The sequence below is a fragment of the uncultured Aggregatibacter sp. genome, assembly GCF_901873365.1.
In the GTDB taxonomy this organism is placed as follows: domain Bacteria; phylum Pseudomonadota; class Gammaproteobacteria; order Enterobacterales; family Pasteurellaceae; genus Aggregatibacter.
Map to the genome: position 1 here is coordinate 1 of NZ_CABFLM010000071.1, position 24,114 is coordinate 24,114.

27 protein-coding genes and 1 pseudogene are annotated in these 24,114 nt (G+C 43.8%); 11 read left to right on the forward strand and 17 right to left on the reverse strand.

Annotation, left to right across the window (positions count from 1 at the left end):
• The 6 genes and pseudogenes from QZ106_RS06060 to znuA form a co-directional block, all read left to right on the forward strand.
• Window positions 1-109 (forward strand): annotated as a pseudogene (locus tag QZ106_RS06060) (1,4-dihydroxy-2-naphthoate polyprenyltransferase); the annotation flags it as partial.
• A 48-nt stretch (window positions 110-157) separates the two neighbouring features.
• Window positions 158-658 (forward strand): ribonuclease E activity regulator RraA, encoded by a 501-nt coding sequence (gene rraA, locus QZ106_RS06065; protein WP_021615717.1) that lies wholly within the window; start codon window positions 158-160, stop codon window positions 656-658.
• A 188-nt stretch (window positions 659-846) separates the two neighbouring features.
• Window positions 847-2,238: a DASS family sodium-coupled anion symporter gene (locus tag QZ106_RS06070; protein WP_295975572.1), complete on the forward strand. Its 1,392-nt coding sequence runs from the start codon at window positions 847-849 to the stop codon at window positions 2,236-2,238.
• A gap of 146 nt (window positions 2,239-2,384) precedes the next feature.
• Window positions 2,385-3,503, forward strand: coding sequence for a murein transglycosylase A (gene mltA, locus QZ106_RS06075; protein ID WP_295975573.1), 1,119 nt, complete (start codon window positions 2,385-2,387; stop codon window positions 3,501-3,503).
• Complete coding sequence (gene tcdA, locus QZ106_RS06080) at window positions 3,503-4,273, forward strand: tRNA cyclic N6-threonylcarbamoyladenosine(37) synthase TcdA (protein ID WP_295975575.1); 771 nt, start codon at window positions 3,503-3,505, stop codon at window positions 4,271-4,273. Before mltA ends, tcdA begins: the two co-directional genes overlap by 1 nt.
• 100 nt (window positions 4,274-4,373) lie before the next feature.
• The gene (gene znuA, locus QZ106_RS06085; RefSeq protein WP_295975576.1) at window positions 4,374-5,405 is read left to right on the forward strand and encodes a zinc ABC transporter substrate-binding protein ZnuA; all 1,032 of its coding nucleotides are present in this window, start codon (window positions 4,374-4,376) and stop codon (window positions 5,403-5,405) included.
• Between the two features lie 98 nt (window positions 5,406-5,503).
• On the opposite strand, the gene rsmD is transcribed toward znuA, so the two are convergent.
• Window positions 5,504-6,100 (reverse strand): 16S rRNA (guanine(966)-N(2))-methyltransferase RsmD, encoded by a 597-nt coding sequence (gene rsmD / locus QZ106_RS06090; protein ID WP_295975578.1) that lies wholly within the window; start codon window positions 6,098-6,100, stop codon window positions 5,504-5,506.
• Window positions 6,101-6,179: 79 nt separating this feature from the next.
• Between rsmD and ftsY the strand changes: the two genes are divergently transcribed.
• From ftsY to ftsX, 3 genes are read left to right on the forward strand one after another with little or no spacing between them, the layout of a single operon-like run.
• Window positions 6,180-7,547: a signal recognition particle-docking protein FtsY gene (gene ftsY / locus QZ106_RS06095; protein WP_295975579.1), complete on the forward strand. Its 1,368-nt coding sequence runs from the start codon at window positions 6,180-6,182 to the stop codon at window positions 7,545-7,547.
• A gap of 40 nt (window positions 7,548-7,587) precedes the next feature.
• A complete protein-coding gene (gene ftsE, locus QZ106_RS06100) occupies window positions 7,588-8,238 on the forward strand; it encodes a cell division ATP-binding protein FtsE (protein WP_021615710.1) in 651 nt (216 codons plus the stop codon).
• Between the two features lie 8 nt (window positions 8,239-8,246).
• Complete coding sequence (gene ftsX / locus QZ106_RS06105) at window positions 8,247-9,182, forward strand: permease-like cell division protein FtsX (RefSeq protein WP_021615709.1); 936 nt, start codon at window positions 8,247-8,249, stop codon at window positions 9,180-9,182.
• A gap of 113 nt (window positions 9,183-9,295) precedes the next feature.
• On the opposite strand, the gene QZ106_RS06110 is transcribed toward ftsX, so the two are convergent.
• The gene (locus tag QZ106_RS06110) at window positions 9,296-10,051 is read right to left on the reverse strand and encodes a DeoR/GlpR family transcriptional regulator (RefSeq protein WP_295975582.1); all 756 of its coding nucleotides are present in this window, start codon (window positions 10,049-10,051) and stop codon (window positions 9,296-9,298) included.
• 61 nt (window positions 10,052-10,112) lie between these two features.
• On the reverse strand, window positions 10,113-10,982 hold the full coding sequence (locus QZ106_RS06115) for a rhomboid family intramembrane serine protease (protein ID WP_295975585.1): 870 nt from the start codon (window positions 10,980-10,982) through the stop codon (window positions 10,113-10,115).
• A 41-nt stretch (window positions 10,983-11,023) separates the two neighbouring features.
• Here QZ106_RS06115 and QZ106_RS06120 point away from each other — a divergent pair, with 41 nt between their 5' ends.
• On the forward strand, window positions 11,024-11,341 hold the full coding sequence (locus tag QZ106_RS06120; protein ID WP_295975588.1) for a DUF5389 domain-containing protein: 318 nt from the start codon (window positions 11,024-11,026) through the stop codon (window positions 11,339-11,341).
• On the opposite strand, the gene glpE is transcribed toward QZ106_RS06120, so the two are convergent.
• The 3 genes from glpE to tpiA all read right to left on the reverse strand — a co-directional run bounded on the left by glpE (window position 11,311) and on the right by tpiA (window position 13,200).
• Window positions 11,311-11,661, reverse strand: coding sequence for a thiosulfate sulfurtransferase GlpE (gene glpE / locus QZ106_RS06125; protein WP_295975591.1), 351 nt, complete (start codon window positions 11,659-11,661; stop codon window positions 11,311-11,313). The two genes, QZ106_RS06120 and glpE, sit on opposite strands and share 31 nt — an antisense overlap.
• A gap of 24 nt (window positions 11,662-11,685) precedes the next feature.
• Window positions 11,686-12,246, reverse strand: coding sequence for a TIGR00645 family protein (locus tag QZ106_RS06130; RefSeq protein ID WP_295975593.1), 561 nt, complete (start codon window positions 12,244-12,246; stop codon window positions 11,686-11,688).
• Between the two features lie 162 nt (window positions 12,247-12,408).
• On the reverse strand, window positions 12,409-13,200 hold the full coding sequence (gene tpiA / locus QZ106_RS06135) for a triose-phosphate isomerase (protein WP_295975596.1): 792 nt from the start codon (window positions 13,198-13,200) through the stop codon (window positions 12,409-12,411).
• A 174-nt stretch (window positions 13,201-13,374) separates the two neighbouring features.
• Here tpiA and QZ106_RS06140 point away from each other — a divergent pair, with 174 nt between their 5' ends.
• A complete protein-coding gene (locus tag QZ106_RS06140; protein WP_295975599.1) occupies window positions 13,375-13,821 on the forward strand; it encodes a GNAT family N-acetyltransferase in 447 nt (148 codons plus the stop codon).
• A 117-nt stretch (window positions 13,822-13,938) separates the two neighbouring features.
• Here the strand turns inward: QZ106_RS06140 and rfaD are convergent, their stop codons facing one another.
• The 11 genes from rfaD to QZ106_RS06195 form a co-directional block, all read right to left on the reverse strand.
• Complete coding sequence (gene rfaD / locus QZ106_RS06145) at window positions 13,939-14,865, reverse strand: ADP-glyceromanno-heptose 6-epimerase (RefSeq protein WP_295975602.1); 927 nt, start codon at window positions 14,863-14,865, stop codon at window positions 13,939-13,941.
• A gap of 323 nt (window positions 14,866-15,188) precedes the next feature.
• The gene (locus QZ106_RS06150; protein WP_295975605.1) at window positions 15,189-16,118 is read right to left on the reverse strand and encodes a phosphatidate cytidylyltransferase; all 930 of its coding nucleotides are present in this window, start codon (window positions 16,116-16,118) and stop codon (window positions 15,189-15,191) included.
• Window positions 16,118-16,750, reverse strand: coding sequence for a lysophospholipid acyltransferase family protein (locus tag QZ106_RS06155; RefSeq protein ID WP_295975607.1), 633 nt, complete (start codon window positions 16,748-16,750; stop codon window positions 16,118-16,120). The genes QZ106_RS06150 and QZ106_RS06155 overlap by 1 nt, the downstream gene beginning before the upstream one ends.
• Window positions 16,751-16,760: 10 nt before the next feature.
• Window positions 16,761-17,369, reverse strand: a complete 609-nt coding sequence (locus tag QZ106_RS06160; RefSeq protein WP_295975611.1) for a CDP-alcohol phosphatidyltransferase family protein — start codon at window positions 17,367-17,369, stop codon at window positions 16,761-16,763.
• Window positions 17,370-17,386: 17 nt separating this feature from the next.
• A complete protein-coding gene (locus QZ106_RS06165; protein ID WP_295975614.1) occupies window positions 17,387-19,249 on the reverse strand; it encodes an SLC13 family permease in 1,863 nt (620 codons plus the stop codon).
• A gap of 49 nt (window positions 19,250-19,298) precedes the next feature.
• Complete coding sequence (gene rnhB / locus QZ106_RS06170) at window positions 19,299-19,886, reverse strand: ribonuclease HII (protein WP_295975617.1); 588 nt, start codon at window positions 19,884-19,886, stop codon at window positions 19,299-19,301.
• Window positions 19,879-21,063, reverse strand: a complete 1,185-nt coding sequence (gene lpxB, locus QZ106_RS06175; RefSeq protein WP_295975620.1) for a lipid-A-disaccharide synthase — start codon at window positions 21,061-21,063, stop codon at window positions 19,879-19,881. Before lpxB ends, rnhB begins: the two co-directional genes overlap by 8 nt.
• A gap of 79 nt (window positions 21,064-21,142) precedes the next feature.
• The gene (gene lpxA / locus QZ106_RS06180) at window positions 21,143-21,931 is read right to left on the reverse strand and encodes an acyl-ACP--UDP-N-acetylglucosamine O-acyltransferase (protein WP_006716881.1); all 789 of its coding nucleotides are present in this window, start codon (window positions 21,929-21,931) and stop codon (window positions 21,143-21,145) included.
• A 19-nt stretch (window positions 21,932-21,950) separates the two neighbouring features.
• Window positions 21,951-22,361: a 3-hydroxyacyl-ACP dehydratase FabZ gene (fabZ, locus tag QZ106_RS06185; RefSeq protein WP_048750176.1), complete on the reverse strand. Its 411-nt coding sequence runs from the start codon at window positions 22,359-22,361 to the stop codon at window positions 21,951-21,953.
• 130 nt (window positions 22,362-22,491) lie between these two features.
• Window positions 22,492-23,523: a UDP-3-O-(3-hydroxymyristoyl)glucosamine N-acyltransferase gene (gene lpxD, locus QZ106_RS06190; RefSeq protein WP_295975626.1), complete on the reverse strand. Its 1,032-nt coding sequence runs from the start codon at window positions 23,521-23,523 to the stop codon at window positions 22,492-22,494.
• Window positions 23,523-24,110, reverse strand: a complete 588-nt coding sequence (locus QZ106_RS06195; RefSeq protein ID WP_295975629.1) for an OmpH family outer membrane protein — start codon at window positions 24,108-24,110, stop codon at window positions 23,523-23,525. The genes lpxD and QZ106_RS06195 overlap by 1 nt, the downstream gene beginning before the upstream one ends.
• Window positions 24,111-24,114 lie beyond the last annotated feature (4 nt).

Consider the following 24,114-nt stretch of genomic DNA (forward strand, 5'->3'; position numbering starts at 1 on the left):
TGTTTTCTCTCATAAAGAGCCGGTAGCCTTACGCCCGATGTTAGCGCAAATGTCGCTGATTGCGTTACTGATCAATGGGCTATTTAGTTTGGGCTTGCTTCTAGGCTGAAACGGACTATACTAGCTCGCAGTATTTATCTTAAAAATAGGGTCTTTTATGTACATTGATACTTCTGAACTTTGCGATATTTATCTCGATCAAGTCGATGTTGTCGAACCTGTTTTCTCAAGTTTCGGCGGATTAAGTTCTTTTTATGGCAAAGTCACCACCGTAAAATGCTTTGAAAATAACGGGTTAATTGCTGAAATTTTAGAAGAAAACGGTGAAGGACGCGTGTTAGTCGTTGATGGCGGCGGTGCAGTACGTCGTGCATTAATTGATGCGGAACTCGCACAATTAGCCGCAGACAACCATTGGGAAGGCATCATTGTTTATGGTGCAGTTCGTCAAATCCAGCAGCTGGAAAATATCGATATTGGCATCCATGCGTTAGCCCCAATTCCGGTGGGCGCGGATGAAAGTAATCATGGCGAAACCGATGTTCCGGTCAACTTTGGTGGGGTAACCTTCTTTCCGGAAGATTATATTTATGCCGATTTAACCGGCATTATTCTGTCGCAAGAGCCGTTAGATTTAGACGATCCGGAACAAGAATAGACAGAAGCATTAAATTCTCCTCAGTGCGGTTGAAATTTTTATTATTTCAACCGCACTTTTTTTTGCGCTACTTCACAAATCCACAAAAAAGGCGTTGCTTTTTATTTATACAATGATAGTTTTCTAACATATTGTTTACATTATTAGGCAATATGTCGATCTTCTATTTTATTTAAAAGGATGAAACCATGAGCAACACAACACTAAATAAAAATGGGATCAATAAGCGCGTGATTATCTTGATTTCTGCAGTTATTCTCTTTTTTGTCTTACTCAATACACTGCCTTTTGATAAAAATGCCAATGGTGGGTTGGCATTATTAGCTTTAGTGGCCATTTTGTGGTTAACGGAAGCCTTACACGTTACGATCACGGCGTTAATTGTTCCGCTCCTTGCCATTTTCTTAGGATTAGTCAAAACCAGTACGGCACTGGCGACCTTTGCTGATCCAAATATTTTTCTATTCTTCGGAGGCTTTGCTTTAGCCACCGCACTTCACATTCAACAGTTAGATAAAATGATCGCTAACAAAATTATGGCGTTGGCAAAAGGCAATTTATTTGTCGCGGTCATGTATTTATTCTCCGTTACCGCATTTTTGTCTATGTGGGTCAGTAACACAGCAACAGCGGCAATGATGTTACCCCTTGCCATGGGCGTACTCAGCCGTTTAGATCGTAATGCAGAACATAACACCTATGTGTTCGTACTGTTAGGGATTGCCTATAGCGCCAGCATCGGCGGTATGGGAACCCTAGTGGGAAGCCCGCCAAACAACATCGTTGCAACGCAATTGCACCTCACCTTCGCTGATTGGTTATGGTATGGCTTGCCGATTATGTTAATTCTTATGCCACTGATGATTGGCACGCTTTATATCGTCTTCAAACCAAAACTCAATATTCGTTTTGACCAACAATTTGAAGCCATTCCAATGAATAAACAACGTTGGGTTACCTTAGCGATTTTCGTCTTTATTGCATTGAGCTGGGTTTTCAGTAGCCAAATCAACCCGATTCTTGCGGGTGCATTAGGATTGGAAGGTAAAATTGCCAGTTTTGATAGCGTTATTGCTTTATCTGCCGCCGTTATCCTTTGTGTTGCCGGCGTAACAAACTGGAAGCAAATTCAAGACAACACCGATTGGGGCGTATTAATGCTCTTCGGTGGCGGCTTAACCTTAAGTGCGGTATTAAAAAATTCCGGTGCAAGCAAAATCTTGGCTGACGGCATCGTATTCCTGATTGAAGGTGGTCACTTCTATCTCATCGGTTTATTGGTTGCTGCGTTCATTATTTTCTTAACAGAATTCACCTCCAATACTGCCAGTGCTGCGTTGTTAGTACCGATCTTCATTTCTATCGCACAATCTCTTGGTATGCCGGAAATCGGTTTAGCCTTAATCATCGGATTAGGGGCTTCCTGTGCCTTCATGTTGCCGGTGGCAACACCGCCGAATGCCATTGTGTTCGGTACCGGTGAAGTGAAACAAAGTGAAATGGTAAGAGCCGGTATTCTTTTAAATATCGTATGTATCTTTGTTATCGCGACCTTCGGTTATCTCTTCTGGTTGCAATAGTCAAAAGGACACTTTATCGCATACGCACGCCTATTTTGTCGGAAAAAACGACCGCACTTTATGCGCTTGGATGTTCCCCGTGTTCATCCAAGCGAAATTAGGGTAGAATTCGGCCTTTATTTTTCGTTTATTCTAGGATGTTGTGTATGCGATTGAATCAATCTTCTCTTTATAAACTTCTAGCGCTTTCCGTTGCGGTGATATTAGCCGGGTGTTCACCAACGGAACATCAAAATACTTCAAAACGCAGCGCTCAATCAACGAGCACGGATATTGATCCGCAAAAATTCGGCGCGATATACAAAGGACGGACCTATCAACAAGCCATTTTCAGTCCGGTATCCCATGTTGAAAACCAAAGTGCGGTCATAAATCAAGGCGATTTTTTGACACAACTTTCTAATGTCAATACGTACTCCGGCAAACTCAGCCGCAATTTTGCGCCGACCTATGAAAAAATCACCGCGTGGGTATTGGCCGGTGCCAATGTGAGTAAACTTACTGATTTCGGCATTAATCCGCAAGTGATGAAAGGCTTTGACGGCTATCAAAACGTGTTAATGACGGGCTATTATTCCCCGGTGATTCACGCTCGCCGCACACCGCAAGGCAAATATAACCAACCGATTTATGCGCTTCCGTCACAAAAGCGTTTTTCTCGTGCTGAAATTTATGCCGGCGCATTGAAAGGCAAAGGATTAGAACTGGCGTATAGTGATTCCATGATCGATAACTTCTTGCTTGGCGTACAAGGCAGTGGTTACGTCGATTTTGGTGAAGGCAATTTAAATTATTTTGCGTATGCCGGCCAAAATGGTTACCCGTACTCTGCCGTGGGACGTTTGTTGGTGGAAGACGGTGAGATTCCGAAAGAAAAAATGTCTATTCAGGCGATTCGTGATTGGGCGAATGCAAATCCGTCACGGGTTCAAGGTTTGCTTGAACGCAATCCGTCTTATGTCTTCTTTAAAAATGATCCGAATGGCAAAGTGAAAGGCGCGGCAGGTGTGCCATTAGTGCCAATGGCCTCGGTGGCTTCTGACCGTGGTGTGATTCCGTTAGGCAGTGTATTGCTCGTCGAAGTGCCACAAATTGACAATAGTGGGAACTGGACGGGAGAACATAAACTGCATTTGATGGTGGCATTAGATGTGGGCGGTGCGGTAAACGGACACCATTTCGATTTATATCGTGGTATCGGTGATCAGGCTGGTCATATTGCCGGTTTGTCAAAACATTATGGTCGCGTTTGGGTATTACGTTAATGGCCCGCGTGGATAATTACGAACAACGTTTCGGCGGTATCGGTCGTTTATATGGCACTGATGCCTTAACCCGTTTACGCCAAGCGCATATTTGTGTTATCGGCATCGGTGGCGTGGGCTCTTGGGCGGTGGAAGCACTTGCTCGGTCAGGCGTGGGAAAAATCACGATGATTGATATGGATGATATTTGTGTCACGAATATCAATCGCCAAATTCATGCCTTGACAGGCAATATCGGTCAGCTCAAAACAGAGGTCATGCAACAACGGGTGAAATTGATTAACCCCGAATGCGATGTCAATGTCATTGATGATTTTATTTCTGCGGAGAATTTATCCCAATACCTTCGTGCTGAGTATGATTATGTCATTGATGCTATTGATAATGTCAAAACAAAAGCGGCGTTAATTGCCTACTGTAAACGCCATAAAATCAAGATTATCACTGTGGGGGGCGCCGGCGGGCAAACGGATCCAAGCCAGATTCAAATTGCTGATTTAAGCCGCACCATTCAAGATCCGCTGTTGGCAAAAGTGCGGTCGGTTTTACGCAAGGATTACCATTTCACACAAAACCCAAAACGTAAGTTTGCCATCGAGGCGGTTTTTTCTACCCAACCATTGATTTTTCCTCAAATGGGGGAAAACTGCTCTACGTCTGCCACCATGAATTGCACCAATGGTTTTGGCGCGGCAACGATGATCACAGCGACCTTTGGATTTTTTGCGGTTTCTCGTGTCATTGATAAGTTATTACAGAAAAAAGACTGACTTATTTTTTTTCATAAAAAAAGATAGTCATCCAAATAAAAAAAGAGTAACCTAATCGCGTTTTATTCAACTTATCTGTCCCATTATAAAAGGAAATACAATGACTCAATTCGTACAAGGTTTGAAAAAAACGGCGATTGCCACAGCGATTCTTTCTTTCTCCGCGGTGGCTTCTGCAACCATCGTAACTTCTGTTAAACCCTTAGGTTTTATCGCCTCCTCTATTGCCGATGGTATCACCGACACGGAAGTGTTAGTCCCAGCCGGTGCGTCACCACATGATTACAGCTTAAAACCCTCTGATGTGCAAAAACTCAAATCTGCCGAAATGGTCGTTTGGATCGGCGAAGATGTGGATGCCTTTTTAGATAAATCCATTGATGATCTTGACTATAAAAAAGTCTTAACCATCAAAGACATTGCTGCCATTGAACCGTTTTTATTAAAAGGCGAACATCATCACCATCATCATGGCGAAGGCGAAGCGCATGGGGATCATGATCATGCCCACGAAGGTCATCACCACGATCACGAGAAACATGAGCATAAACACGAAGAACAGGATCACAAACATGAACATGCCGGACATCATCATGATCACGATCATGAAGACTTAGGCGTAAATTGGCACGTTTGGTACTCTCCGGACATCAGTAAATCCGTTGCGCAACGCATTGCGGCAAAACTGATCAAACAATATCCGGAGAAAAAAGAACAGATTGAAAAAAACGTGGCGGAATTTAACCGCACTTTAGATGAGCAAAGCGCGAAAATCAAAACACAATTGGAAAGCGTAAAAGATAAAGGTTTCTATGTGTTCCACGATGCTTACGGTTATTTCAACCAAGCCTATGGGTTGAACCAAACCGGTTATTTCACCATTAATCCATTGGTGGCACCGGGCGCAAAAACCTTAGCAAAAATTAAAGAAGAAATTGCCGAACACAAAGTCAACTGCTTATTTGCCGAACCGCAGTTCACGCCAAAAGTGATTGAAAGTTTAAGCAAAGGTACGCAAGTGAATGTCGGTCGTCTTGACCCGATGGGCGATGCCGTTAAACTGGGCGTTAATTCTTATGCCGCTTTCCTTCAATTTACCGCAGATAGCTATGCACAATGCTTAGCAAAATAATGCGCACTTTTCTTAACTAAACAGATGCCGCCCTCACATGGCAAACCAGATTGAGGGTGGCATTTTTGTTTAGGCACGTTCTGAATAACGGCGTTTAATCAGGCTACCGTATTTTCAATTTGATAGAGTCGATAACTCACTTGCCCGCTGTCTTTTTGTTTTAACACCATCCAGTTTTCCGGTACGTTCGGTTCCTTGCCTTTTTCCGTTTCCACATAAACCAAGGCTTGTAGGCGCAGCCAGTTGTTTTGCGCTAATAGAGCAATGGCTTGTTCGGCTAAATTAAAATGAAAGGGCGGATCGAGAAAGACCACATCAAAGTGCGGTTGATTTTGCGGCTGATTTAAAAAGTGCAGGCTATTTTGATTCACGACTTGCGCACGATCGGTACATTTCAAGGTTTGAATGTTTTTGTTTAATTGTTGCGCCACGACTTTTTCTAATTCCAAAAAAGTGACTTTTGCCGCTTGGCGCGAAAGCGCTTCAAAGCCAAGCGAACCGCTACCGGCGAAACAGTCTAAGCATTCACTGTCCACAATGTAAGGCATTAGCCAGTTAAATAGCGTTTCTTTTACACGATCTCCGGTAGGGCGCAAGCCTTGGGATGGCAGCACCGGTAATTTTCGTCCGCGCCATAAACCGGCGATAATGCGCACTTCGCCTTTCGTGCTGTGTTGTGTTGTTGCTTTTTTCATATAAATCGGCAGGAAAATGATGTGTTTTTTTGCTAGAATGAGCGGCATTTTATCAAGTTTAAACAAGAGTGGGCAATTTATGTCAGATGAAAAGAAAAAAGGCGGATTTTGGTCTTGGTTCGGATTAGGCAAAAATAAACAGGAAGCATCAACGGAACCGAAAGAACCGGAATCACAAAAACAGCTTTCTCATGAACCCGAAATACAAGACGCAGCACAAGAAACGGCGGAAAAAACAACCGCACTTTTAGATGAAACTGCGCGCGAAAATCCACCAACAGAAGAGACATTGATAGCGCAAGCGTCCACGCTTGTGCCTGAAAGCCATGACGTTCAAGTAGAGACCTCTCAAGAGGAAAACCTAGCGGCACAAGCGTGGACGCTTGCGCCATCCTCTGAGGAAGACAAAGAAAGCATCGAAAGTGCGGTGGACATTGAAGATGAATCTGTTGTTGAAACGGAAGAACACGAAAAAGAAAGCGCCGTTGCCGACATCGTAGAAACACAGGAAAAACCAAGCGAAGGTGGCTTTTTTAGCCGATTACTCAAAGGTTTGGTGAAAACCAAACAAAACATCGGGGCAGGCTTCCGCAGTTTCTTTCTTGGTAAAAAAATCGATGATGAATTGTTTGAAGAATTGGAAGAACAACTTCTTATTGCCGATATCGGTGTGCCAACAACCACAAAAATTATCAACAATTTAACGCAACATGCGACCCGTCAGCAGTTACAAAACGCCGATACCTTATACCAACAACTTAAACTGGAAATGGGCGAGATCTTAAAACCGGTGGCACAACCATTACGAATTGATGGCAGCAAAAAGCCTTATGTGATTTTAATGGTAGGGGTGAATGGCGTAGGTAAAACCACCACTATCGGCAAACTGGCGCGTAAATTCCAAATGGAAGGCAAATCTGTCATGTTGGCAGCGGGCGATACTTTCCGAGCCGCCGCAGTAGAGCAGTTGCAAGTATGGGGCGAGCGTAATCACATTCCGGTGGTGGCGCAAAGCACCGGTTCCGATTCTGCATCGGTGATTTTTGATGCGATGCAATCGGCGGCTGCGCGCAATATTGATGTACTCATTGCCGACACTGCCGGTCGTTTACAAAATAAAAATAACTTGATGGACGAGCTGAAGAAAATCGTGCGCGTGATGAAAAAATACGATGAAAGTGCACCACATGAAATTATGCTGACGTTGGATGCAGGCACCGGTCAAAATGCCATTAGCCAAGCCAAGTTATTTAACGAAGCCGTTGGGCTTACCGGCATCAGCTTAACCAAATTGGATGGCACCGCCAAAGGCGGCGTAATTTTTGCCATTGCCGACCAGTTTAATTTGCCGATCCGCTATATCGGCGTAGGCGAAAAAATTGAAGATTTACGCGAATTTAACGCAGAAGAATTTATTGACGCTTTATTTGCTCATGAAGAGGCATAAAGTGCGGTTCAAAAATGACGTGTTTTTTTAGAGAAGAAAAATGATTCGATTTGCAAATGTGAGTAAAGCGTATTTGGGCGGAAAACCGGCGCTACAAGGGTTAAGCTTTCATTTACCGGTAGGCAGTATGACCTACTTGGTGGGGCATTCCGGTGCGGGGAAAAGTACCCTGCTGAAATTAATTATGGGCATGGAACGCGCCAATGGCGGGCAAATTTGGTTTAACGGGCATGATATTACCCGCTTATCCCGCCATGAAGTGCCGTTTTTGCGCCGTCAAATCGGCATGGTGCATCAAGATTATCGCTTATTGTCCGATCGTTCCGTGTTGGATAACGTGGCGCTGCCGTTAATTATTGCCGGACAACATCCGAAAGATGCCAATAGTCGTGCGTTGGCGGCGTTAGATCGTGTGGGATTGCGTGATCGCGCGCATCATTCCACGGCGCATTTGTCGGGCGGCGAGCAACAACGGGTGGATATTGCCCGCGCTATCGTGCATAAACCGCAATTATTGTTAGCCGATGAACCCACCGGCAATTTAGACAGCGCACTGTCTTTTGAGATTTTCAATTTATTTGAAGAGTTTAATCGTCTTGGCATGACCGTCTTAATTGCCACGCACGACATTAGCATTGTTCAACAAAAACCTAAGCCTTGCCTTGTGCTTGAGCAAGGTTATTTGCGTTAGGAGGTAACATGAATTCTCGTCGTTTTAGTTTGCCTTTTGGCGCCCAAGCCCTGTATTCCCTGCGTGCCGTGTTTGCCGATTTATATCAACGTAAATTTGCCACGCTCATCACCGTGTTAGTGATCGCTGTGTCATTAACGATTCCAACTGTAAGCTACCTGCTTTGGAAAAATATTCATGACGCCACCACTCAGTTTTATCCGGAAAGTGAACTGACCGTGTATTTACATAAAAACTTGTCAGAAGACGATGCCAATTTGGTGGTGGAAAAAATCCGTCAGCAAGAGGGCGTAGAGTCGCTCAATTACATTTCTCGCAAGGAAAGCTTAAGCGAATTTCGTCAATGGTCGGGTTTTAACGAAGAACTGGATGTGTTAGATGACAATCCATTGCCGGCGGTGGTGATGATTAAACCAACTAAAGCCTTTAACGAATCGCAAAAACGCAATGAATTACGGGAAAACTTGGATAAAATCAAAGGTGTTCAAGAAGTGCGTTTAGATAACGATTGGTTAGAAAAACTGACCGCACTGACGTGGTTAGTGGCGCATGTGGCGATTTTCTGTACGCTGCTGATGGCAGTTGCCGTTTTCTTGGTGATCGGCAACAGTATTCGCGCAGATGTTTACAGCAATCAAGCAAACATTGAAGTGATGAAATTGCTCGGTGCGACCGATCAATTTATCCTCCGTCCATTTCTTTATACCGGCATGATTTATGCGGTGTTAGGTGGCATTTTGGCGGCGATTTTCAGTAGCTTGGTGATTGGCTATTTCACCGGTGCGGTGAAATATGTGACTGACATTTTCGCCGTGAGTTTTCATTTAAACGGCCTCAGTTTTGCCGAATTTCTTTTCTTGCTAATTGTTTGCATGATGATGGGCTATATCGGCGCATGGCTATCAGCAACACGTTATATTCGCTTGTTAGATAAGAAAGGTTAAAGGATCGTCAAAACATTCAGAAAAAAGACCGCACTTTAAGGCTGTAAAGTGCGGTCTTTTTTATGGTTATTTTCTCTGCGTGTCTCGCCGAATTTCTAGGGGAGGATATCGCATTAACAAATCACAAGATTGACGTTTTTATTTTTTAATAATTCATCAATGCCTGTTGGCACATCTGCGTCGGTGAACACGTATTCGACATCCGTAATCGAACCCAGTTTCACCATCGCGCGGCGACTAAATTTAGAGTGATCGGTGACTAATAAGGTGTTGCGTGAATTATCAATAATGGCACGTTTCACTTGCACTTCGTGATAATCATAGTCCAATAAGGTACCGTCTAAATCAATGGCGCTAATGCCTAACACACCAAAATCTAAGCGAAATTGTGATAAAAATTCCACGGTGGATTCTCCGATAATGCCTCCGTCTTGGCGTAGGGAGCCACTGGCGATGGTAATATCAAAGGAATCATTTTGCATCAGAATGTGTGCGGCATTAAGATTGTTGGTCACAATGCGTAATCGTTGATGCCCTAATAATGCAAAGGAAACGGCTTCGGAGGTGGTGCCGATGTCAATGAATAACGATGCACCGTTTGGGATGAGCTGCACAACCTGTCTTGCGATACGGTTTTTTTCTTGAGAAAAAAAGTGTTTGCGATCGTGATAATCGCTATTTTCCGCCGTAGAAGGCGAGGCTGCACCACCGTGATGACGGCGGATAAAGTTGGTTTCCGCCAGTTCGTTTAAATCTCGCCGAATGGTTTGCGGACTCACACCAAATAAAGCCACCAATTCCTCTGTGCTTAAATAGCCTTTTTGTTTGACCAGCTCAACAATTTTCTGATGACGAAGAGATTGTTTCATAATCACTTTTCCTTCTTTCGCAAGATTTTGCGTGCCAATGTAGCGTATTTAATGAGGGAAATCACGACTTAATGCGAATTTTTCGATCCATCCAAGCGAGTCCCATGCCCACCAATAATCCTGAAATATGTGCCGTATTGCCGATTTGAATGTCGATCAACGGGCCGGCAAAGCCCAGTAAAATCCCGATGAGTAACATATTGAAAAAGCCGTCCGGCAATGCAAAAACGGTTTGTTTATGGATTTTATCCAACACAAACACATAGCCTAACACCGCATAGACAACACCCGATAAGCCGAAAAATGCCGGACCGCTGACAAGATTTTGCGCTATGCCACTTATCACGCCGGCAAAGAAGTAAATTTGCAGCAGTTTTAAAGAACCTAATTGACGCTCAATGGCACCACCAAAAATCCACCACCAAGTAAGATTAAACAAAATGTGCATATTGGATAAATGCACTAAGGTGTGCGTGAAATAACGCCAAACTTCACTTTCTTGGGTCGTCTCTTCGGGGAAATGCGTTGCCAATAAAATGGGTTCGGCAAAACCGAAAAGCATAAAAAGATAAATGACGACACAAAGTGCGGTGATGATCACAGTGATTTTTTGTTGTTGAAGATAAGAGAAAATAGAAGCCTTATTTAAGTGAGAGGAGGGGAGGGATGCTGCATGAACGTGAGTGTTGTCGTTGCTTTGTTGCCACGCACGGGCGTTTTGTTGCGCCAACCATGCCTGTAAGAAGCTTTCGCTTTCCGCAATGATGGCGTCAAAGTGCGGTGAATTTTGTGGGAGAAATACATCATAAACCACATTGCCTTGTGCATCTTGAATTTCTTGAATGACGAGTTCAACGTGATATTTTTTTGCAATTTCATCACGGAAATGCTGTGCTAACGACGGGATTTCACTACCAAACAAATGCTGCATTTGCTATATTCCTGTTCCAAAATTTTACGTATGGAGAAAAAATGAGAAATCAAAATTTGCCATCAGGGTTCAGCCCCTTTACGTGGGCAATTGCGGCCTTTTGTTTCCCGATATTCTTGTGGCCGTTAGCGATGCTAATTTCACCGCACTTATTGAATAATACGCATCTCAGCGACAACCAAATCACTGCCATGTCCGTTTTTCTTTGGGTCTATCCTTTTCTCCTTGGCATCGTGGCGCGTGTTTTCTATAAACTCCATCAACGCCACCCGGCTTTTGCCCGCAGAGGTTTGGCGTTAAGTGCGGTCATTTTTTACGGCATTTTCTATTACATCACCTCTGTTGGGTTTAACGCATAACCAGTCTCTAACGGTAGGTTCGCCTTTTCCCACGCGGCGAAACCGCCCTGCAGACTATACACCTTTTCATAGCCGTTACGCAGCAAAAAGGCTGCCACGTTACGGCTACTAATACCATGATAGCAACTGAGAATGATCGGCTGATCGTAATCATACAACGCCTCAAAGTGTGGCCAAGTGGCTTCCGTTAAATTAAAAGCGCCTTTGGGATGGGCATAGCTAAAGGTTTGCGCATCACGCACATCGGCTAATACAGCCGCATCGTCATGTTGAAGCATTTCCCAAGCTTGTTGCGGCGTAATTTCAATACATTCCGTCATTCGTCTTACCATTTTTTTGATTTATTAATGTGATTTGTGGCTTGTACTATAAAGAATTTTATCCGTATATGCCATGGCAATCGCTGACGCCAAGAAACCTAAATGCAACAATAACTGCCACATCATCGTTTTTTCCGGCATATTCGTTGCGTTAACGAAGGTTTGTAACATATGAATAGATGAAATACTAATAATCGACATGGCTAATTTAACTTTCAACACGGAGGCGTTGACATGGCTCAACCATTCCGGCTGATCTGGGTGTCCACGTGTGCGGAGTTTGGAGACAAAGATTTCATAACCGCCGATAATCACCATGACTAACAAATTCGCAATCATCACCACATCAATCAGGTTTAACACCGCCAGCATGATGGTATTGGAATCCATTTCGTTCAGGTTGACAATCAACTCCCATAACGATTTCATGAATTTATACGCATAAATCCCCTGCACGATAATTAAGCCGAGGTAAATTGGTAGTTGTAACCAACGGCTGGCAAAAATAATTTTGCTGATTGCGGTTGGCTCATAATGTGGTTTGGTTTGTTGTGTATCTGTTTGTTTTATCGTGGTTTGTTGCATAATTTTTCCCCTAAAATAGAAATAAATTCAAAAGGGCGCAAAATTAACCGTTTTTTGTTAAGTTTTCAATATTTTTTGCGTTTTAAAATAAAAAAGAACCGCACTTTAAATTCAATTAACGGGCGGTTCTTTCGCGATTTTCTTTTAGTTAACGAGAATAAATTAATTCTTCGCGTTTGCTGCAGCTTTTACGATTGCGGCAAAGGCAGGGGCTTTTAAGGATGCGCCACCCACTAATGCGCCGTCAATATCCGGTTGGGTAAACAATTCTGCCGCATTCGCATCGTTTACAGATCCGCCGTATTGAATGATCACTTGATCAGCAACGGCTTGGGATTTTTTCGCAATGTGACCACGAATGAAGGCATGCACGGCTTGCGCCTGTGCCGGAGTGGCAGATTTGCCGGTACCGATAGCCCAAATTGGCTCATACGCAATCACCGCACCGTTGAAAGCTTCTACACCCAAGAGATTGATGACGGCATCAATTTGACGCGCACAGACTTCTTCGGTTTTGCCCGCTTCATTTTCCGCTTCAGATTCCCCGATACATAATACCGGCACTAAGCCGGCTTCTTTTAACGCACCGAATTTTTTCGCCACAAATTCATCGCTTTCTTTGTGATAAGTACGACGCTCGGAGTGACCGATAATGATGTATTTTGCACCAAAGTCTTTTAGCATTTCTGTGGAAATATCACCGGTGAAAGCACCTTTCACATTCACATCCACGTTTTGTGCGCCCAATTGGATGATATTTTGACCACCGCAACTGCAGCCACAGTTAGATAATAATTTTTCTGCTTCCGCTAAATACATGACCGGTGGGGCAATTGCCACATCACAGCCGGTCACATCGTGTAATGCTTCTTTTAAGCCGGTGATCAATTCACGAGTGAAGGCTTTGCTACCGTTTAATTTCCAGTTACCCATAACGAGAGGACGACGAGCCATTTTGTTTCTCCTTAATCTGATTGAATAAAAACTGTGGTTACTATAGCAAAAAATCCCTCTTTTTCGGTAAAAAAGAGCGTCGTTCTAAAAAATTTTCTTGGTAACAGATGATTCTTTTGCACTAAAAAGATACAATCTACTGTATAAATTTAACAAAAAATGACCGATTTTCTCATGATTAAAATTTTTAAAGCTGAACAATGGAACCTAGAAATTCTGCTGCCACTATTTGAAGAATATCGTCTTTCTCGGGGCATGGCGGAGAACCCGGAGCGCACACTCACCTTTCTTTCCAATCGTATTCGTTTTGGCGAAAGTATTTTTTTTCTCGCCCTCGATCAATCTCAACAAGCACTCGGTTTTATTCAGCTTTATCCTCGCCTTTCCTCGCTGCAATTACAACGTTATTGGCAATTAACGGATATTTTTGTTCGTCAGAGCGAGAAAACGAATGAAATTTACACCGCACTTATCGCCAAAGCCAAAGAATTCGTCAGCTACACGCAATCCACGCGCTTGGTCGTAGAACAAGATATTCAACAGCATCATTTGTTGGAAGATGAAGGGTTCAGGGCAATCCCACATAAAATGGTGTTTGAACTGGAAGTCGCGTTAGCATAAAGCATTCATTGATATTCAACGCAGTAACGCGATATTGAAAGGATGCACATCGTGCACTTTAGAAGAAAAATGATTCTCGTGCTACGTTCAACAAACGTAGCACGATTTTTTTATCTATTATCGGCGATTTAACCACGCCATATACTCCGCCACCCCTTCTGCGACGGTTTTAAACGGTTTGTCGTAGCCGGTAGCACGGAGTTTGGTTAAATCCGCTTGGGTGTATTCTTGGTAGCGGGATTTTAAATGTTCAGGGAATGGAATGGTTTCCACTTCGCCTTTGCCGTGGAATTTAATCACCGCTTTTGCCACTTCAGCAAAAGATTCTGCGTTTCCGGTACCACAGTTGAAAATACCGGAAATGCCGTTTTGCCAGCACCAAATGTTCACTGCGGCGACATCGCCTACATATACGAAATCACGGCGGAAATGTTCACTACCGGCGAAGAGTTTCGGGTTTTCACCTTTGAGAATTTGATTATTTAAGTGGAACGCGACGCTTGCCATAGAGCCTTTGTGGCCTTCACGTGGGCCGTACACGTTGAAATAACGGAAGCCGCACACCGGTGATTGGGCTTCAGGTAAAATAGCGCGCACATATTGGTCGAATAAGAATTTGGAATAGCCGTACACATTTAATGGGCCTTCAAATTCGCGTTCTTCGCGGAATTCGGTTTTGTCGCCGTAAGTGGCGGCACTGGACGCGTAGAGGAACGGAATTTGGCGATCTAAGCAGTAATGCAACAACTCTTTGGAATATTCGTAGTTGTTATGCATGATGTATTTACCGTCCCATTCGGTGGTGGCGGAACACGCACCTTCATGGAAAACGGCATCGATGTCACCTAAATCATCGCCGGCGATAATGGAGGCGATGAAGTCTTCTTTGTCGCAATAATCGGCGATGTCTAAATCCACTAAATTAATGAACTTTGTGCCGTCTTTTAAGTTATCTACCACTAAAATGTCTTTACGACCCATGTCATTTAATGCTTTGACGATATTGCTGCCGATAAAGCCTGCGCCGCCGGTTACGATAATCATAGTTGTGTCCTTTTACGAGATAAACATGGAACGAAAGGGAATCATTCCGCCCACTGAAATGAAAGTGCGGTAAAAATTTACCGTATTTTTTAACCGCACTTTTAAATTAAATATAGAAGCGATTTAGCCGACTTGCGATATCAATGGCAATACGCTGCTCACTATGTCTTCGCGTGTTCATGCCTCATACGCTGATGTACATAAAACGGTAACCTAACCTATTGTAACGAAAAAGAGAAAGGCGCTCAATGTGCCGACAAAAGTCACCGATAGCCCGCCCCTCAGCATACGCAACAAAAGTCTAAAGCATGAGGTTTAACGTGCTAAGCCCAATAATATCTCACCACATGGAAGAAAATCGGCGCAGCAAAGCAAAGGGAATCCATGCGATCCAACATACCGCCATGGCCACTAATCATATTCCCCCAGTCTTTTACGCCCATGCTTCGTTTCATCGCAGACATCACTAAGCCGCCTAAAAAGCCCATGAGGCAGATTAATAAGCTCATTAACACCGCTTGTACCGGGTCAAACGGAGTAAGCCAATAGAGCAATCCACCCAGCACACTGGCGCTGACGACACCTCCCACAAAACCTTCTACGGTTTTGGATGGTGAGAGTTTTGGCGCAATTTTGTGTTTGCCGAACAACTTGCCCCATACGTATTGCAACACATCACTGGATTGCACCACTAAAATCAAGAAAATCATCAATAGCAGTTTTTTCTCTTCAAAACCTTCAATGTCTAATGTCAGGATTGCCGGGATATGGGAAATGCAGAAGACGCTGATCATCAATGCCCATTGCACTTTGGTGGAACGATCTAAGAAATGCGCTGTGTCGCCCAACAAGGCGGAAAGGATTGGCAAAAACAGGAAGCCATACACCGGAATGAAGATGGTGAACATACTGAACCAGTCAATTGCCACTAAAAAATATTGAAGAGGCAGAATGACGTAAAAACAAGCGGCAAGTGCGAGATGATCGCCACGACGAATATAAAGCAATGATAAAAATTCACGCAATGCCATGAAAGAAATGACAAAAAATAATCCGATCACGCCATAAAAACCCAATGCCGCGGCGGCAAAGATAATTAAGATCATTACCCACCAGGCATTAATTCGTGCGTTAAGATTATCAATTACCGCATGAGGGATGGAAAAGCCGACTTTGAATTTCAATCCATAACCGATTGATGACGCAATAATTAAGGTGATGATTAACCCACCAAACAGTTGCCATATTTCCATTATGCTTTCCCTTTTTCGGTTAAATTTAAACTTAATAATGCCTGTTCAGCACGGATTAAGAAATCGGCCTTATTTTCCTCTTCACGGTAGAAGAGCGGCGTTCCCATATATAAATCGCACAACAGCGGAATCGGCACCACAAAGCCCTTCGGCAAAACATTATGCATATTACTAATCCATACCGGCACAAGTTCTAATTGCGGGTTTTGCTTTGCGACGTAATACAAACCGCTTTTGAAAGGTTGTAGCGCCACATCGTCGTCCATTTTACGGGTGCCTTCAGGGAAAATAATTAGAGAATGATGTTGCAAGGCATCACTAATTTGTTCGGTAATGGCTTGCGGGTTATCGCCGCCCCGTTCAATTAGCAACATATTGAACACGTTGTGCGCCAAGAAACGCCGAATCGGCCCTTTCGTCCAATAATCCGCACCGGCAACCGGGCGGGTGTTTTTGCGCACTTGATACGGCAAAGAGACCCACAACAAAATAAAATCACCGTGGCTGTTATGGTTGGCAAAATACAAACGATGTTTATCCGCGGATTGCTGTTCCACATTTTTTTGCGGGCGCACACCGGTGATAAAGGAGGTGAAGCGACACAAGAGAAAATCGATCAATTTGGCTAACATAATGATGCTCCTATTCATTACCCACTTCGGCCAAGCCAGACTTCACACGTTTGACACAAGTGGCAATTAACAGAATGATGGCAATCCAAACCAGCCAATAGAGAAAATCCGGTAAAACCGGGACGAAAACATAAACTAAGCCCAACACACCGAACAAAAACGCCCGATCGCTTTTGCCTAACGGGCCATCATAACGACGCGTTTTTCCTTGCACTTGTCCGAGCACACCACAAAATTCCGTCAATGCCGACAACCAAATGATCAAGCCGATTTGTAACGTATCAAAAGGAGAAATAAAAGCAAAAGGCAAATATAATGCGGCGTCAGACACGACATCAGTGATTTCATTCAGGTATCCGCCCAAACGGGATTTTTGGTTAAATTCACGCGCTAACATACCATCAATGGCATTCAGTGCCATGCGCACGAACAACCAAATAGGAATCAAAATAAAAAGCCAGTGATACCCGGAAAGTGCGGTCAAAATTAGCCCTAAAATAACAGAAATGGCACACGCGGTTAAGGTGACTTGATTGGCAGTTACACCACGTTGTTCCAGCTTTATCACGAGTGGACGTAACAAATTTTGGAACTTAGGTTTCAGATCATAAATACTCATTACATTCTCCTTAAACCTTAAAAAGGAAAGAGTAAAGGAATAAGAAACACGCTCACTAACATCACTAAAAGAGTGAACGGCACACCGACTTTGATAAAATCAGCAAATTTATAACCGCCGGGGCCGAAAACCATGGTATTCACCGGCGATGACACCGGCGTCATAAACGCGGCAGAAGCAGCGATGGCCACCACCATCGCAAATGGCATCGGGGATAAATTGAGTTGATGTGCCATTGTAATGGCGATTGGCGCAATCAAAATTGCAGTCGCTGTGTTAGAAATGAATAAACCGACAACGGCAGTGAGAATAAATAGGCTAATTAAAATCCAATGTTTGCCCATGCCGCCTACTAAGTTCAGCATTAACTCGACAATCACCGACACCCCGCCGGTTTTCTGTAAAGCTAACGAAAATGGCATCATCCCGACAATTAGTACAAGGCTTGACCAGTGAATGGACTCATAGGCACTTTTGCTATCTACGCAACGGAAGTAGCCTAGCATCAAGCAAGCAATGAGCGCAGCAACCACATTTGGCACGAGGCGGGTCACCATTAACAGCACCATCACTAAAATACTCAACAAGGCATAAGGGGCTTGGCTTTGCGCCGGCACGGCACGGGTGATTTCAGTCGGGTAATTCAACACAAAGAAATCTTTGCTGTGGCTACGCATTTGCTGGATGAGTTTCCAATCACCAATCACCAGCAATAAATCCCCGGCTTTATAGGGAGTTTCGACAAAATGCCCACCAAGCACTTCTCCGTCACGCTTAATGCCCACCACGTTCAAACCGTATTTGGAGCGAAAAGCAAGTTCCTCAGTCGATTTTCCGATACAGTCGGAATCCGGCACTAAAATCAATTCCGCCATGCCAATAGAACTGGCTTGTTCAGAAAAAGACTGTGCACGAATTTCCGCCCGTTCTAGATTATATTCCTGACAAAATGCTTTCAAATTGAGTTCAGGATCGCTGCTATCCATCAATAAAATGTCTTTTTCACGCACTTCTGAGGAACCAAGTGCCGAAATAAATATCGGGCGAAAACGCTTCCAACGTTCAATCGCCAACACGTTCAAACCAAATTTAGAACGTAAATGTAATTCATCCAGATTTTTACCAATAAGCGGGGAGCCTTTTCTCACCACAAAACGCTGTGTGCGTTGTTGCAAACCATATTCATGAATCAAATCAGTCATGGAACGTTTATCCATGCTGTTTGTTTCATTTTCTTTATCGGACTTTAACCAATGACGGGCAACCAGCATATAGCCGATCCCTATAAACAAAATCACTAAACCAATAGGCGTAAAATCGAAGAATTTCAAACGCATATCCGTTTTGCGTACCAACTCTGCATTCACCACGAGGTTGGGCGCTGTCGCAATCAACGTCAGCATACCGCTGATAAGCCCGGCAACGCTCAGTGGCATCATCAAACGTTTCGGAGAGATATTCATTTGGCGGCAAATCATCAGCACCACAGGAATGAAAATGGCCACGACCCCCGTGGAACTCATGAAAGCCCCCAGACCTGCCACGGCTAACATCATGAAAACTAATACACGTGCTTCACTGTTATGAGAGGCTTTTAACAGCCATTCACTCACTTGATACGCCACACCGGTGCGAACCAAGCCTTCCCCGACGATGAACAATAAGGCAATCAGAATAATATTGGGGTCACTAAAACCGGCAAACACTTCTTGTACGGTTAAAATGCCACTGAGGCTGAACGCCAACATCACCAAAATAGCGACGACGTCCATGCGAATGCGGTTATGAATGAAGAGAATCACGGAAGCAATGAGCAACAATAGCACCCATACCCAAGGTTCCGGACGGAAAGAATCAAGTAAGCTGGTGAATTGATTCATGGTGCCCTCCGTGCTCAAGTGTGCAAATACAAATTAAATTATAGCGATTCTAATAATTTTTAACAGGCGCAAAACTGCGACGGTACTGCGGTAAAAGGCCAAACTCAGCAATTTTTTCCAAATGCAATTTCGTTGGGTAGCCTTTGTGTTGCGCAAAGGCATATTGCGGATATTGTTGATCCAATTCCAACATTTCCTGATCCCGTGCGACTTTTGCTAAAATAGACGCTGCGCTAATTTCCGCCACTAAAGCATCCCCTTTAACAACGGCTTGAGCAGGTATCGACAAATTCGGCGGAATCCGATTGCCGTCTACCAACACAAAGTGCGGTTGAATTTTCAAGTGTTTTACCGCCCGTTCCATGGCAAGCATGGAAGCATGCAAAATATTCAACTCGTCGATCTCATGTGGTTCCGCTCGCCCAAGCGCCCACGCAAAGGCTTTTTGCTTAATTTCTTCCGCCAACAATACACGTTTTTTTTCCGACAGTTTTTTAGAGTCGGCAAGTCCCTCAATAGGCTTATTCGGATCCAAAATCACCGCTGCCGTCACCACGGCACCGACTAACGGCCCGCGTCCTACTTCATCTACACCGGCAATGAGTTCATAGCCCTGTGGGTACACAAACTTATCCATGAGATGGCTCCAATAAATCAATCACCGCCTGAGCAGCTTGTTGATCGGCATTGCATTGGATCATTTGGTGCAATTCAGCAAAACGCTGTAATAAAACGTGGCGATTTTGCACCGCACTTTTGTCCTCACTTAAATAGTGGGACAATTTTTCTGCCAAATTCGTTGGATTGCAGTCTTCTTGAATTAATTCCGGCACTAACATTTCGTCTGCCAGCAAATTTGGCAAAGAAACATACTTAGTTTTTACCAAGCGTTTGGCTAAGAAATAAGTGAACGGTTTCATGCGATACCCCACTACCATCGGGGATTTACATAACATGGCCTCTAACGCAGCCGTACCGGATGCGAGCAAGGTTGCCTCGGCTGTGATCATGGCGGCGCGAGCATTGCCGTCCAATAAAATCATATCCAATTCCGGCGCAACGCATTGTTTGATTTGTTCAAATTGCTGACGACGTTTCTGATTAATTAACGGCACAAGAAATTTAACATCCGGATAGCGTTGATGTAGCAGTTGCGCAGTTTGTAAGAAAGGTTCACTCAGAAATTCCACCTCTGAACCACGACTCCCCACCAGTATCGCCACATAACGCTGCGCAGGATCTAAATTCAGTAATTGGCAGGCGTCATCACGATTGGGTTTCAACGGAATAGCATCCGCCATAGTGTGCCCAATAAAACGACAAGGCACATTGAAGCGATCATAAAAGGCTTTTTCAAAAGGCAAAAAGGCAAGCACCAAATTGGTGGCCGCGGCAATTTTATATACCCGTCTCTGACGCCAAGCCCATACCGATGGGCTTACATAATGGATGGTTTTAATGCCTTGTTGTTTGAGTTTCAGTTCTACGTTCAAGTTAAAATCCGGCGCATCAATGCCAATGAAAATATCCGGTTTTAATGCCGATAATTGCTCAATGATACTGCGGCGAATTTTGAGTAAGCGTGGTAGATGTTTCAGCACTTCCACCAATCCCATCACGGATAACTCTTCCATATCAAACAGAGTTTCAAATCCTTCGGCAATCATGCGTTCACCGCCAATACCGATAAATTTAGCATTCGGGTAACGCGCTTTCAGGGCGTGAATTAAACCCGCACCGAGAATGTCACCGGAGACTTCGCCCGCGATGATTGCAATGGTTGGAGAATGATTGAGGGATATTGAATTTGGCATAGTCAAAACTCTGAAAAAAACGACCGCTCTTTTAGTCATAGAAAAGAGCGGTCGGCAATAAATGAATTTATTAAAAGAATTAACGGATAATGCCGCGGGTGGAACGCTTAAAGAAATCCAAGAAGAAACTGATCGCCGATTCAGTTGCGGCAATTTGTTCAATTTCCGGCATCACTTCATCTAATGTTTTACCGCTACGATAAATCATTTTATAAACGTTACGAATCGCATGCATCGTCGGTTTATCAAAACCGCGACGTTTTAACCCTTCAATGTTCACGCCGAACGGTTGAGCATGGTTGCCTTGCGCCATAACATAAGGAGGCACGTCTTGGCTGACCATGGAGCCGCCACCCAACATCACATGAGCGCCTACAACAACGAATTGGTGAATCGCAGACATTCCGCCGACAATGACGAAATCGTCCAATTCCACGTGTCCGGCAAGGGTAGCGTTATTGGCTAAAATACAGCGGTTTTTAATCACGCAGTCATGTGCAATATGGACGTTAATCATGAATAAGTTATCATCACCGATTTTCGTCACACCACCACCTTGTACAGTGCCACGGTGAATAGTCACACTTTCACGAATGCGGTTACGGTTACCGATCACAACACGTGTCGGCTCACCTTGATATTTAAGATCTTGGTTCACCTCACCGATGCTGGCAAATTGATAAATTTCATTATCTTCACCGATTCGTGTATGCCCATTAATCACAACATGGGAGTGGACTACGGTGCCTTTGCCGATCTCAACATCTTTGCCGATGATGGTAAACGGGCCGATAACCACGTTTTCACCAATTTTTGCACCTTCTTCAACAATCGCCTGCGGATGAACTTTGGCTGTTGGGTGAATCATATTTATCCCCTTGACTGAATTATGCTGCGCGACGAGCACACATTAGTTTCGCTTCACAGGCCACTTCACCATCAACGGTTGCTGTAGCGGTAAAGGCAGTAATACCACGGCGTTCTTTAATCACTTCAACGTGTAATACCATTTGATCGCCAGGAACAATCGGACGCTTAAAGCGGGCTTCATCAACACCGGCGAAATAGAAAATCTCACCACCGGCTAACTCATGGGTTTTGAAAGCTAAGATACCCATAGCCTGCGCCATGGCTTCAAGAATTAACACGCCTGGTAAAATGGGATTTCCCGGGAAATGGCCGGTAAAACAAGGCTCATTCACACTGATATTTTTAATCGCAGTCAACCATTTGCCTTCTTCAAAATTGATCACGCGATCCACTAACAAAAATGGATAACGATGTGGCAATAATTGCATAATTTCGTGAGATTCGATAATTCTTGAGGTTTGTTCAGTCACGGGATTACCTTTCAATATTAAATAAGAAACAAAAAATACGCATTAAATTATACGTTATTTAACGCATCAACACAAAATGAACGAAACATCACTCATCTGATTTCAATTTTTTCTCAAGGGCTTTAATGCGTTTATTTAAACCATCAATGCCAAGTGTCAATGCCGCCGTTTTGCGCCACTCTTTATTGGTTTGGAGCGGAATACCGGAAGAATACACACCCGGTTCGGTAATCGGACGCATGACCATCCCCATGCCGGTGACGGTCACTTGATCACAGATTTCCATATGCCCGTTAATCACGCTTGCGCCGCCAATTAAACAATAACGTCCCACGGTTAAACTGCCTGCCATAATCACCCCGCCGGCAACCGCAGTACCCGTGCCGATATGCACGTTATGAGCAATCTGACAAAGGTTGTCGATAATCACGTTATCTTCAATCACGGTTGCATCTAATGCGCCTCGGTCAATACAGGTACAAGCACCAATTTCCACGTGATTGCCGATAATCACTTGTCCTACTTGCGGAATTTTAATCCATTTACCGCGCTCATTGGCATAACCAAAGCCATCGCTACCGATAACTGCACCGGATTGAATTAAGCAATGTTGGCCAATTTCGACATCATGATATACAGACACATTCGCCCAAAGTTGGGTGTGCGCGCCAATTTTGGTGTTCTTACCAATAAAACAATTTGCGCCAATCACCACGTTGTCACCAAGCACAACGCCGGATTCAACGACACTGTTTGCACCAATAGAGACATTTTCACCTAACAAAACGTCGTCAGAAATGACCGCACTTTTTGCAATTCCACTTGCCGCTTTTGGTGTGGTATCCATATATTGCGCCAATTTTGCATAGGCAACATAAGGATCTTTCACGATAAGCAAATTACTTTCTGGTGAACAAAATTCCACATCCGCTTCAGATACGACTAAAATACCCGCCTTTGAGTGTGCCAGTTTTTCACGGAATTTGGCATTAGAAATGAATGTTAGTTGATGTTTTTCTGCTTTATCTAAGGGAGCGATATTACTCACAACAACATCGGCGTTACCACGAATGGTAGCGCCGATTTGTTGTGCTAATTCTGAAAGAGAATAGGATCTCATTATTTAGCCTTCGCAGCTGCTGCGGAAATCGCTTTTAGAACATCATCACTGATATTTTTACCGTCTGCCGCAAAGACAACGGAACGATCATCTAATACGATGGTGTAGTGTTTTTCTTTTGCTACGGCGTTAGTTGCGGCTTGAATGCTTTCAACCAATTTAGAGGTTTCTTGGTTTTCGCGTTTTGCATAGTTATCTTGATAGATACGAACTTGTTGATCGTGTTCTGCCACTAACTTATTGATTGTCGCTTGTTCGGTGCTGGCGAATTTATTAATTTCATCTTCACGTTTTTTGATGTCGGCAGCGCGCAATTTCGGTGCATCTTTTTGTAATGCAGCGACTTTTGCTTCTACTTTTTTCTGTACATCCGCAATTCTTGCATCGACCTTTTTCTTGTTTTCTGTCAATTTTTCCACAGTCGCTTTGAATTCTGTTTCTAATTTTGCTGCGATTGCTTTACGTTCAGGGTGATTTTGGAAGAGATAATCTGCACTCACAAATGCAATATTTTCTTCTGTCATGGCTAAACGAGAAGTGAAAATTAAAATGGCTGAAATAAGAACAAGTTTGATGACTTTTTTCATGAGT

What these genes read in the sequence shown, in the direction of transcription:
- rnhB (WP_295975617.1), bottom strand. Translation starts at nt 19,886, where the DNA reads ATGGATAAGTTTGTGTACCCACAGGGCTATGAACTCATTGCCGGTGTA.
- QZ106_RS06120 (WP_295975588.1), top strand. Translation starts at nt 11,024, where the DNA reads ATGAGAAATCAAAATTTGCCATCAGGGTTCAGCCCCTTTACGTGGGCA.
- QZ106_RS06155 (WP_295975607.1), bottom strand. Translation starts at nt 16,750, where the DNA reads ATGTTAGCCAAATTGATCGATTTTCTCTTGTGTCGCTTCACCTCCTTT.
- lpxD (WP_295975626.1), bottom strand. Translation starts at nt 23,523, where the DNA reads ATGAGATCCTATTCTCTTTCAGAATTAGCACAACAAATCGGCGCTACC.
- rraA (WP_021615717.1), top strand. Translation starts at nt 158, where the DNA reads ATGTACATTGATACTTCTGAACTTTGCGATATTTATCTCGATCAAGTC.
- QZ106_RS06195 (WP_295975629.1), bottom strand. Translation starts at nt 24,110, where the DNA reads ATGAAAAAAGTCATCAAACTTGTTCTTATTTCAGCCATTTTAATTTTC.
- QZ106_RS06165 (WP_295975614.1), bottom strand. Translation starts at nt 19,249, where the DNA reads ATGAATCAATTCACCAGCTTACTTGATTCTTTCCGTCCGGAACCTTGG.
- tcdA (WP_295975575.1), top strand. Translation starts at nt 3,503, where the DNA reads ATGGCCCGCGTGGATAATTACGAACAACGTTTCGGCGGTATCGGTCGT.
- znuA (WP_295975576.1), top strand. Translation starts at nt 4,374, where the DNA reads ATGACTCAATTCGTACAAGGTTTGAAAAAAACGGCGATTGCCACAGCG.
- tpiA (WP_295975596.1), bottom strand. Translation starts at nt 13,200, where the DNA reads ATGGCTCGTCGTCCTCTCGTTATGGGTAACTGGAAATTAAACGGTAGC.
- rfaD (WP_295975602.1), bottom strand. Translation starts at nt 14,865, where the DNA reads ATGATTATCGTAACCGGCGGCGCAGGCTTTATCGGCAGCAATATCGTC.
- lpxB (WP_295975620.1), bottom strand. Translation starts at nt 21,063, where the DNA reads ATGCCAAATTCAATATCCCTCAATCATTCTCCAACCATTGCAATCATC.
- QZ106_RS06115 (WP_295975585.1), bottom strand. Translation starts at nt 10,982, where the DNA reads ATGCAGCATTTGTTTGGTAGTGAAATCCCGTCGTTAGCACAGCATTTC.
- QZ106_RS06160 (WP_295975611.1), bottom strand. Translation starts at nt 17,369, where the DNA reads ATGAGTATTTATGATCTGAAACCTAAGTTCCAAAATTTGTTACGTCCA.
- QZ106_RS06130 (WP_295975593.1), bottom strand. Translation starts at nt 12,246, where the DNA reads ATGCAACAAACCACGATAAAACAAACAGATACACAACAAACCAAACCA.
- glpE (WP_295975591.1), bottom strand. Translation starts at nt 11,661, where the DNA reads ATGACGGAATGTATTGAAATTACGCCGCAACAAGCTTGGGAAATGCTT.
- ftsE (WP_021615710.1), top strand. Translation starts at nt 7,588, where the DNA reads ATGATTCGATTTGCAAATGTGAGTAAAGCGTATTTGGGCGGAAAACCG.
- fabZ (WP_048750176.1), bottom strand. Translation starts at nt 22,361, where the DNA reads ATGCAATTATTGCCACATCGTTATCCATTTTTGTTAGTGGATCGCGTG.
- lpxA (WP_006716881.1), bottom strand. Translation starts at nt 21,931, where the DNA reads ATGATTCACCCAACAGCCAAAGTTCATCCGCAGGCGATTGTTGAAGAA.
- QZ106_RS06140 (WP_295975599.1), top strand. Translation starts at nt 13,375, where the DNA reads ATGATTAAAATTTTTAAAGCTGAACAATGGAACCTAGAAATTCTGCTG.
- QZ106_RS06110 (WP_295975582.1), bottom strand. Translation starts at nt 10,051, where the DNA reads ATGAAACAATCTCTTCGTCATCAGAAAATTGTTGAGCTGGTCAAACAA.
- mltA (WP_295975573.1), top strand. Translation starts at nt 2,385, where the DNA reads ATGCGATTGAATCAATCTTCTCTTTATAAACTTCTAGCGCTTTCCGTT.
- rsmD (WP_295975578.1), bottom strand. Translation starts at nt 6,100, where the DNA reads ATGAAAAAAGCAACAACACAACACAGCACGAAAGGCGAAGTGCGCATT.
- ftsY (WP_295975579.1), top strand. Translation starts at nt 6,180, where the DNA reads ATGTCAGATGAAAAGAAAAAAGGCGGATTTTGGTCTTGGTTCGGATTA.
- QZ106_RS06070 (WP_295975572.1), top strand. Translation starts at nt 847, where the DNA reads ATGAGCAACACAACACTAAATAAAAATGGGATCAATAAGCGCGTGATT.
- ftsX (WP_021615709.1), top strand. Translation starts at nt 8,247, where the DNA reads ATGAATTCTCGTCGTTTTAGTTTGCCTTTTGGCGCCCAAGCCCTGTAT.
- QZ106_RS06150 (WP_295975605.1), bottom strand. Translation starts at nt 16,118, where the DNA reads ATGGAAATATGGCAACTGTTTGGTGGGTTAATCATCACCTTAATTATT.